The 1,177-nt window shown below is 48.3% G+C and carries 2 protein-coding genes; both read left to right on the top strand.

Annotation, left to right across the window (positions count from 1 at the left end; genetic code table 11):
• The first annotated feature begins 137 nt into the window (after positions 1 to 137).
• On the top strand, positions 138 to 611 hold the full coding sequence (gene dfrA14, locus ACJBF3_RS25990; RefSeq protein WP_004201280.1) for a trimethoprim-resistant dihydrofolate reductase DfrA14: 474 nt from the start codon (positions 138 to 140) through the stop codon (positions 609 to 611).
• Between the two features lie 220 nt (positions 612 to 831).
• Entirely contained in the window at positions 832 to 1,098 is a 267-nt protein-coding gene (gene mobC, locus ACJBF3_RS25985) for a plasmid mobilization relaxosome protein MobC (protein WP_001144737.1), read from the top strand.
• The last annotated feature ends 79 nt before the right edge of the window (positions 1,099 to 1,177 follow it).

Raw genomic sequence — 1,177 nt, 5'->3', positions numbered from 1 at the left:
TTTTGTACAGTCTATGCCTCGGGCATCCAAGCAGCAAGCGCGTTACGCCGTGGGTCGATGTTTGATGTTATGGAGCAGCAACGATGTTACGCAGCAGGGCAGTCGCCCTAAAACAAAGTTAACCCAGGATGAGAACCTTGAAAGTATCATTGATGGCTGCGAAAGCGAAAAACGGCGTGATTGGTTGCGGTCCAGACATACCCTGGTCCGCGAAAGGGGAGCAGCTACTTTTTAAAGCATTGACCTACAATCAGTGGCTTCTGGTGGGTCGCAAGACGTTTGAATCTATGGGCGCACTCCCCAATAGGAAATACGCGGTCGTTACCCGCTCAGGTTGGACATCAAATGATGACAATGTAGTTGTATTTCAGTCAATCGAAGAGGCCATGGACAGGCTAGCTGAATTCACCGGTCACGTTATAGTGTCTGGTGGCGGAGAAATTTACCGAGAAACATTACCCATGGCCTCTACGCTCCACTTATCGACGATCGACATCGAGCCAGAGGGGGATGTTTTCTTCCCGAGTATTCCAAATACCTTCGAAGTTGTTTTTGAGCAACACTTTACTTCAAACATTAACTATTGCTATCAAATTTGGAAAAAGGGTTAACAAAGCTATGCAATCGACGGCAAAAAGCTTCGTTCGCTTCGCGCACTACGCCTTTTCCGCGATTGATAGCGACGTTATGTGAATATTGAAATGAGCATTCCAAAGAAAGGAAGTAGAAAAATTATCGTGGGCGAAAATGAGTTTTTGTGGCTCATTAGGTCAAAACTCACATATTCGCAGGACTGTTTAGGTACAGAAATGACTGCGGTCGTTGAACCGGATGCCGGTCCTCACTGATGAAGAAGTGAACACCGTACGGGAATCGTGCCGGCAGCTTGGAGCTATCGGCCGGAACCTCAACCAGGTGGCCAGGGCCTTGAACATCGAGTTCAGGGAAAGTGACAAGCTCAAGCAAGAGGCCATCGAAAAACTGGCCGAACGGATCGACCAGCATTTGGACCATGTGTCTGAGCTGTTCGATAAGACCTGGAGCCGGTGGCACGATTGTCATTTTCAGAAGACGACTGCACCAGTTGATTGGGCGTAATGGCTGTTGTGCAGCCAGCTCCTGACAGTTCAATATCAGAAGTGATCTGCACCAATCTCGACTATGCTCAATACTCGTG

Origin of the sequence: Enterobacter sp. PP-008-ECC_S150, from assembly GCF_045257065.1 — a bacterium.
Taxonomy (GTDB): Bacteria; Pseudomonadota; Gammaproteobacteria; order Enterobacterales; family Enterobacteriaceae; genus Enterobacter; species Enterobacter chengduensis.
The sequence above is the reverse complement of the archived record's forward strand: the minus strand, read 5'-3'. Positions and strand labels throughout refer to the sequence as shown.